This window comes from Achromobacter xylosoxidans (assembly GCF_002192695.1).
GTDB lineage: Bacteria > Pseudomonadota > Gammaproteobacteria > Burkholderiales > Burkholderiaceae_B > Achromobacter > Achromobacter xylosoxidans_C.
This window is the reverse complement of sequence record NZ_MTLG01000102.1, coordinates 1-8,094: the sequence shown is the minus strand read 5'-3', so window position 1 is coordinate 8,094 and position 8,094 is coordinate 1. Positions and strand designations below refer to the sequence as shown.

7 protein-coding genes are annotated in these 8,094 nt (G+C 67.6%); 5 read left to right on the top strand and 2 right to left on the bottom strand.

Features of this window, described 5'->3' with window-relative positions; translation table 11 throughout:
* Positions 1-104 precede the first annotated feature (104 nt).
* Entirely contained in the window at positions 105-869 is a 765-nt protein-coding gene (locus tag BRO63_RS24540) for a phosphatase PAP2 family protein (RefSeq protein ID WP_088142299.1), read from the bottom strand.
* A 169-nt stretch (positions 870-1,038) separates the two neighbouring features.
* On the opposite strand from BRO63_RS24540, the gene miaB reads away from it, so the two are divergent.
* From miaB to lnt, 5 genes are all read left to right on the top strand, one after another.
* On the top strand, positions 1,039-2,472 hold the full coding sequence (gene miaB / locus BRO63_RS24535; protein WP_088142298.1) for a tRNA (N6-isopentenyl adenosine(37)-C2)-methylthiotransferase MiaB: 1,434 nt from the start codon (positions 1,039-1,041) through the stop codon (positions 2,470-2,472).
* A complete protein-coding gene (locus BRO63_RS24530) occupies positions 2,469-3,494 on the top strand; it encodes a PhoH family protein (RefSeq protein ID WP_088142297.1) in 1,026 nt (341 codons plus the stop codon). Before miaB ends, BRO63_RS24530 begins: the two co-directional genes overlap by 4 nt.
* Positions 3,484-3,957 (top strand): rRNA maturation RNase YbeY, encoded by a 474-nt coding sequence (gene ybeY, locus BRO63_RS24525; protein ID WP_088142296.1) that lies wholly within the window; start codon positions 3,484-3,486, stop codon positions 3,955-3,957. Before BRO63_RS24530 ends, ybeY begins: the two co-directional genes overlap by 11 nt.
* A 155-nt stretch (positions 3,958-4,112) precedes the next feature.
* Entirely contained in the window at positions 4,113-5,003 is an 891-nt protein-coding gene (locus BRO63_RS24520) for an HlyC/CorC family transporter (RefSeq protein WP_088142295.1), read from the top strand.
* Positions 5,000-6,628 carry an apolipoprotein N-acyltransferase gene (lnt, locus tag BRO63_RS24515; RefSeq protein WP_088142294.1) on the top strand — a complete coding sequence of 543 codons (1,629 nt, stop codon included), beginning with the start codon at positions 5,000-5,002 and terminating at the stop codon, positions 6,626-6,628. Before BRO63_RS24520 ends, lnt begins: the two co-directional genes overlap by 4 nt.
* Positions 6,629-6,635: 7 nt before the next feature.
* Here the strand turns inward: lnt and BRO63_RS24510 are convergent, their stop codons facing one another.
* Complete coding sequence (locus tag BRO63_RS24510; protein ID WP_088142293.1) at positions 6,636-7,691, bottom strand: aldo/keto reductase; 1,056 nt, start codon at positions 7,689-7,691, stop codon at positions 6,636-6,638.
* Positions 7,692-8,094 lie beyond the last annotated feature (403 nt).

Below are 8,094 nucleotides of genomic sequence, written 5' to 3'. Positions count from 1 at the left end.
GCTCCGGACCGCAATCGTGGGCGCGAGCCGCCACGCCGCCCGCGACGATGGGCGACCTACGAAGCACTAGCCAACGTCAGCAACAGCAACAGCAACAGCAAACCTTACTTTTTCCACCAGCGCCAAGGCGAGCGCAGGGGCCACTGATACCCGGCGCCCAGCACGCGGGGCGCCAGCACGTGTCCGACCAGCACCGCGATGCCCGCGGCCGTCATTACATCGGACAGATAGTGGTCCAGATTGACCAGCCGGCTCATCGCCACCAGCACCGCCAGCAGCAGAAAGACCCAGCGCCAGCGCGGCGCCAGGATGCCCAGCGTCACCGCCACGGCAAAAGCCGCATAGGTGTGGCTGGAGGGAAAGGAGTTGTATAGCTGCACGCGCGAGAACGACTCGCCCAGCCCGTAGATGCCCTTCTCGAAGAACAGCTCGGGACGCGCCCGCGCCACCGAACGCTTGAGCACCAGCACCACCAGCCCGCCCACCGCCATCGTCGACAGCATCAGCAGGCTGCCGCGCGCCATGCTGGCGTAGCTCATGCGCACCGGGTTGCGCCAGCCGCGCGCCAGGCCGACCAGGCCGATCACGTAGAAGGCCAGCGCCACGCCGATATAGGGGCCGCTTTCGCCGAGTTCGCCGATCCATTCGAAGGATTCGTTCACGCCCTCGGAGACCGACTGCTTGATCCACACGGCCAGCGGCAGGTCCACCCACAGCGCGCAGGCGCCGGCGGCCAGCGCCAGGGCGCAGCCCAGCAGCACCCAGGTCAGCGCGGAAAACGGATTGCGGAACTGCGCGGAATCGGACTGGCCCGCCGCGGCGTCAGTCACGGGAGCGGCCGCCGAAGGCGTCAGGGGATTGGTGTTCATCGGTACCGCTACACGGAAATGAGAAATATTCCTGGGCCGCGAGATCGGCCCAGCACGCTATCGTAACGGCCTGGACGCGCCAGACCAAGAAGCAAATTCGGGCAAGGGTTAAAATCCCGGGTTTCCTACCTTTCTGCCCCCGGGATCTACACCCGTCACGGCGACCATCATGCAAGAAACCACCCTCAAGCGCGCCGATGCCGCGCACGACGGCGCCAGCGCCGCCCTCCCCGCCGCCGACGCCGGCTCCCCCCGCAAGCTCTACATCCGCACCTTTGGCTGCCAGATGAACGAGTACGACTCGGACAAGATGGCCGACGTGCTGCGCGGCGACCAGGGCCTGGAACTCACCGACAACCCGGAAGACGCCGACGTCATCCTGTTCAACACCTGTTCGGTGCGCGAGAAGGCGCAGGAAAAGGTGTTCTCGGACCTGGGCCGCGTGCAGCACCTGAAGAAGACCAATCCCAACCTGGTGATCGGCGTGGGCGGCTGCGTCGCCAGCCAGGAAGGCGAGGCCATCGTCAAGCGCGCTCCCTACGTGGACGTGGTGTTCGGCCCGCAGACGCTGCACCGCCTGCCCGACCTGATCAAGCGCCGCCGCGACGAAGGCCGCTCGCAGGTGGACATCAGCTTCCCCGAGATCGAAAAGTTCGACAACATGCCGCCGCCCCGGGTGGACGGCGCCACGGCGTTCGTCTCCATCATGGAAGGCTGTAGCAAGTATTGCAGCTTCTGCGTCGTGCCCTACACGCGCGGCGAGGAAGTTTCGCGCCCCTTCGACGACGTGCTGATCGAAGTGGCCGACTTGGCCGACCAGGGCGTGAAGGAAGTGACGCTACTGGGCCAGAACGTCAACGCCTACCGCGGCCGTATGACCGACAGCGACGAGATCGCCGACTTCGCCATGCTGCTGGAATACGTGCACGAAATCCCCGGCATCGAGCGCATCCGCTACACCACCTCGCACCCCAAGGAAATGACCCAGCGCATGGTGGACGCCTACGCCCGCCTGCCCAAGCTGGTGTCCTTCCTGCACCTGCCGGTGCAGGCCGGCAGCGACCGCGTGCTGGCCGGCATGAAGCGCGGCTACACCACCCTGGAATTCAAGTCGGTGGTGCGCCGCCTGCGCGCCGCCCGCCCCGACTTGACGCTGTCCTCGGACTTCATCGTCGGCTTCCCCGGTGAAACCGAGGAAGACTTCGAAAAAACCATGAAGCTGATCGAGGACGTCGGCTTCGACACCTCGTTCTCGTTCGTGTATTCGCGCCGCCCGGGCACGCCCGCCGCCGACCTGCACGACGACACGCCGCAGGACGTGAAGCTGCGCCGCCTGCAGCGCCTGCAGGCGCTGATCAACGAGCAGGCGGCCACGATCGCCCGCAACATGGTCGGCACCCGCCAGCGCCTGCTGGTGGAAGGCCCCTCGCGCCGCGACCCGAACGAACTGATGGGCCGCACCGAGAACAACCGCATCGTGAACTTCGCCGCGCCCGCGCGGCTCATCGGACAAATGGTCGACGTCATCATCACCGAAGCGCACACCAATTCGCTGCGCGCCCGGGTCGCCGACGTGGACCGTACTCCCCAAGAGGCCGAATGACCACTCCCCGCTCCCGCGCCCGCCGCAGCATGCCCATCGTCGTCACCCTGGACGGCGACAACACCCATCTGGCCAACCTCTGCGGCCCGCTGGACGAGAACCTGCGGCAGCTGGCCGACGGCATGAACGTCAAGCTGTCGCGCCGCGGCAGCCGCGTCACCATCGAAGGCGAACTGGCGGAACTGGCCAGCCGGGTGCTGCGCCGCTTCCATGAACAGGCCGTGCACCGCGCCCTGTCGGTCGACGACATCCAGCTGGGACTGGTCGAGATCGGCGTCGGCCGGCAGGAAGAAAAGCTGAAGGAAGAGCAGGCCCGCGAAGCGGACCCGCTGCCCGCCCTGGACGACGAAAGCGACAGCATCGCCCTGCGCACCAAGCGCAGCGACTTGCGTCCGCGCACGCCGCGCCAGCGCGACTACCTCAACAACATTCTCAAGCACGACATCACCTTCGGCGTCGGCCCCGCCGGCACCGGCAAGACCTGGCTGGCCGTGGCCTGCGCCATCGACGCGATGGAGCGCGACACCGTGCAGCGCCTGGTGCTGACGCGCCCCGCGGTCGAGGCCGGCGAGCGCCTGGGTTTTCTGCCCGGCGATCTGGCGCAGAAGGTCGACCCGTATCTGCGCCCGCTGTACGACGCACTGTACGACCTGATGGGCTTCGAGAAGGTGCAGCGCCTGTTCGAAAAGCAGACCATCGAGATCGCGCCGCTGGCCTACATGCGCGGCCGCACGCTCAACCACGCCTTCGTCATCCTGGACGAGGCGCAGAACACCACGCCGGAACAGATGAAGATGTTCCTGACGCGGATCGGCTTCGGCAGCAAGGCCGTCATCACCGGCGACCCGTCCCAGGTGGACCTGCCACGCGGCCAGGACAGCGGCCTGGCGCATGCGGTGAAGGTGCTGCACGACGTGCAGGGCATCGCCACCACCCGATTCACCAGCCGAGACGTGGTGCGCCATCCCCTGGTGGCGCGCATCGTCGACGCCTACGACCGCGCCGCCGAAGATGAAGCCTGAACTGTCCCTGTCCGTGCAGTACGGCGTCGAGGAAGCTCGCCTGCCCCGTTGGCGCCTGCGCCGCTGGGCCGAACGCGCGCTGGCGGGCGCAGCCGAGGACGGCCTGGTGGCGTTCTCGGCCGCCGAGCTGAGCCTGCGCCTGGTGGGCGCGGCCGAGGGCCGGCGCCTGAACCGCGACTTCCGCGGCCGCGACTACGCCACCAATGTGCTGACCTTCGAATACGGCGTCGATCCGCTGGGCGTTGCACGCGGCGACATCGTCATGTGCGTGCCGGTGCTGGTGCGCGAGGCCCGCGAGCAGCGCAAGGCGCTGCTGGACCACGCCGCCCACCTCACCATCCACGGGGTGCTGCACGCGCTGGGCTACGACCACATCAAGGCCCGCGACGCCAAGCGCATGGAAGCCCTGGAGACCGCCACGCTGGCCGCCATGCGCATCGCCGATCCTTACGTAGCCGCCTGACGCCGCGCCCCTCGGGTCAACCCTGAGAAATTGCCCGAAAATGGCGTACAGCAAGGCGCAGATGGCGGCGGTTCCCCTCATTTTGGGGGCCGCCGTTACAATTTGCAGGCCAGTATCGGTTATGCTGGCCCCTCCATAACTTGTCCTCCCGGACGATGTCTGACCCTTACCCTGCTCCCGAAGCGACTCCTGCTCGCTCAGCCAAACCCGCCACCAAATCCCTTCTAGACCGCCTGCTTTCCCTTGTGCGCCGCCAGCCCGAGGACCGCGAAGGCATCAAGGCCGTTCTGGAAGCCGCGCACGAACGCCAGTTGCTCGACGCGGAATCCTACAAGATGATCAAGGGCGCGCTCGCCGTGTCCGAAGGCACCGTGGGCGACATCATGGTCCCGCGCTCGCGCATGGACCTGCTGGACGTCACGCAGCCCATCCCCTACCTGGTGGCTTCCGTCATCGAGACCGCGCACTCGCGCTTCCCCGTCTACGAAGGCGACCGCGACAACATCATCGGCATCCTGCTGGCCAAGGATCTGCTGCGCTGCATGCTGGAACCCGGCATCGAAGTGCGCTCGCTGGTCCGGCCCGCCGTGTTCATCCCCGAATCCAAGCGCCTGAACGTGCTGCTGCACGAGTTCCGCGCCAGCCGCAACCACCAAGCCATCGTCATCGATGAGCATGGCGGCATTTCCGGCCTGGTCACGATGGAAGACGTGCTGGAACAGATCGTCGGCGACATCGAGGACGAATTCGACGAAACCGAGGAAGACTCCATCTTCCCCGAAGGCGAGAACCAGTGGCGCGTCCTGGCCGCCACCGACATCTCGCATTTCAACGAAGTGTTCGGCTGCCAGTTGCCTGACGACGAATACGACAGCGTCGGCGGCTGGATGGGCGGACAACTGGGCCGCATCCCGCGCCGCGGCGACACCGCCGAATTCGACGGCCTGCGCCTGGAAGTGGCCCGCGGCGACGCGCGCCGCGCCATCTGGCTGCGCGTCAAGCGCAACGCCCCGTCCCAAGCCTCCCGCCCTTCCGACGAAGCATGACCCAAACCCCGCGCAGCCGTACCCTGCGCGGCGCCGCCGGCCTGGTGCTGGCGGGCGCCGCGCACGCCCTGACTTTCTCGCCCGGCCCCTTGCCGGACTGGGCGTTGGCGATCACCCAGGTGCTGATGCTGGCCATCGCCGCGCGCGTCACCCTGTACGCGCCCACGGCGAAGCAGGCCTGGCTGCGCGGCTGGCTGTTCGGCTTCGCCAGCTATGCGCTGGGCCTGTACTGGATCTTCATCAGCCTGCACCGCTACGGCGACCTGGCCGCGCCGCTGGCCGTGGCCGCGGTGCTGGCGCTGTCGGCCTTCCTGGCGCTGTTCCCCGCTACCGCCAGCGCGCTGGCGCGCCGCTACGCGCCGCTGGCCTCTGATTCGCCGCCCGCCCGCATCCTGTCGGGCACGCTGGCCTGGGCCGCGATGTGGGCCGCGTTCGAATGGCTGCGCGCCGTGCTGCTCACGGGCTTCCCCTGGCTCAACATCGGCTACGCGCAGGTCGACAGCCCCATCGCCGGCTGGGCGCCGCTGCTCGGCGTGCATGGCATGGCCTTCCTGGCCGCCTTCGTCGCCGCTGCCATTGCAAGCCTCTGGCAGCCCTCGCGCAAAAGCGGTACGGGCTCGCGCCACGCCCTGGCCGCCGGCATCGCGCTGGCCCTGGCGGCCGCTGGCTGGCCGCTGTCCCGCATCGACTGGTCCACCCCGTCCGGCGATCCGCTGAACGTACGCCTGGTCCAAGGCAACATCGGACAATCCCAGAAATTCGACCCCGCCCTGCTCGACCAGAGCCTGACGCGCCATCTGGACCTGGCGGCCATGCCGCCGGCGCCGGGCGTGCCCGCGCCGCAGTTGATCATCCTGCCGGAAACCGTGCTGCCCATCTTCCAGAACCAGCTCGATCCGCGCGTCTGGGCTGTCTGGCGCGACCTGGCCGCCCAGCGCAATACCACCATCGCCATGGGCGTGCCCCTGCACGACCGCGTCGACGGCCGCGACCGCTACACCAACAGCGTCATGGGCTTTGACGGCAATACGCCGGTCGAACAGCTCGTGGCCGGCACCACCGCCATGCGCTACGACAAGCGCCACCTGGTGCCCTGGGGCGAATACGTGCCGCCCGGCTTCCACTGGTTCGTGGACATGCTGAACATTCCGCTGGGCGACTTCGACCGCGGCGCGGTGCGCCAGACGCCCTTCGCCGTCGGCGGCCAGCACATCGCGTTCAACATCTGCTACGAAGACCTGTTCGGCCCGGACCTGCTGCCCGCGCTGCAGCCCGGCCCCAACGGCGAACCGGGCGCGACGATACTGGTGAACGTCAGCAACCTGGGCTGGTTCGGCGATTCCTGGGCCTTGCGCCAGCATCTGCAGATCGGCCGCCTGCGCACCATGGAAACGGCACGGCCCATGCTGACCTCCACCAACACCGGCATTACCGCGGCCATCGACGCCAAGGGCCGCGTGGCCGCCCAGCTCGCGCCGCTGCAGGCCGGCGTGCTGCCGGTGGCCGTGCAAGGCATGACGGGGCTGACGCCCTACGCCCGCTTTGGCGACAAGACCGCGCTGGCCCTGATCGGCCTGGCGCTGATCGCAGCGGTCGGCAGCGGCCGCAAGACGCGCCGCGCCTGAGGCGCCTTCAGGCGAACAGATTGGCCGGCAGCGCGCCGCTTTCTTCGGGCGGGCGCAGCGGCCCGGTCCCGGCGCCGGTGCGCTCGATCGCGTCCGCGATGGCGTCCAGGTCCTCGACATCCAGTTCGAGCGACGCCGCGCCCAGCAAGCCATCCACCTGAGCCGCGCTGCGGGCGCCGACGATGGCGCCCGTCACGCCCGGCCAGGCCAAGGTCCAGCCCGCGGCCACCGCCGCCACCGTGGTGCCATGGCGTTCGGCGATGGGCTTGAACGCATCGGCCAGCGCCAGGTTGCGCTCGATGCCGGGCGAGGTGAATTCCGCGTTGCGCGCGCGCCAGTCGTCCGCCGGCAAGGCGCGGGCGCGTTCCACGCTAAAGCTGCCAGTCAAAAGGCCCGACTGCATCGGGCTGTAGACGATCACCCCGGTCCCGTTCCGCTCGCACCACGGAATCAAGTCCGCGCCCGCCGCGCGCTGGATGGCCGAGAACGGCGGCTGCAGCGTATCCACATGGCCCAGCGCTTCGGCCTGCTGCAATTGCGCGAGGTTGTGGTTGGACAACCCCACCGCCCTGACCTTGCCCTCCCGCTTCAGGTCCAGCAGTTCCTGCCAGTACGCCTCCAAGGGCGTGCCGTCGCCCGCCGGCCAGTGCATCTGGTAGAGATCGATGCGCTCCACGCCCAGCCGGCGCAGCGAGTCCTCGATTTCGCGCCGGATGCTGGCCGTCGCGCCCGTGCGCCGCGGCATCGCCTGCGGCTGCTCCGCGGACCAGGTCAGGCCGCATTTGGTGAACACGTAGGGCCGCGCATCCGGCGCCATCTGCGCCAGCGCGCGGCGCACGATTTCCTCGGAATGTCCCAGGCCGTACACCGCCGCGGTGTCGATCCAGTTGATGCCGCGCTCGACCGCGCGACGGATCGCGGCCACCGATTCGGCGTCGTCCTGCGGCCCCCAGCCCACCGCCCAGCCATTGCCGCCGATGGCCCAGGCGCCCAGCCCGATGCGGGTGATGTCCATGCCGCTCTGGCCCAGCGGGCGCGTGGGGAACGAAGTCTTGCTGCTCATGGCGATGTCCGTGTGTGCGGGTCCGGCGCAAAAAATCTTCCGGATCTGCGAAAAAATTTTCCGCCCACGATAGCACTCTCACAAGTCTTTGATTTACTTGATTTCCGCACCAATCGCCTGTGCCGGCCCTGAGCAAGAAAAGCGCAAAATCCGGCCAAAAATGCCTTCCCGCCCCCTTTTTTTCACAACTTTTTGGCTTTTTGCCGCGAAGCGACTTGCACACCATATTTAGTTCGTGCATAATCTCGTTTCTTCGCCAACGGCACTAAACAAAACCGGCAACGAACTACGAAAAAGCACTCGATAAAACGTGTGTTCGGTTTCGTAAAACGTTGAACGGATTGATTAGAAAGACGGGGGTATAGCTCAGCTGGGAGAGCGCTTGCATGGCATGCAAGAGGTC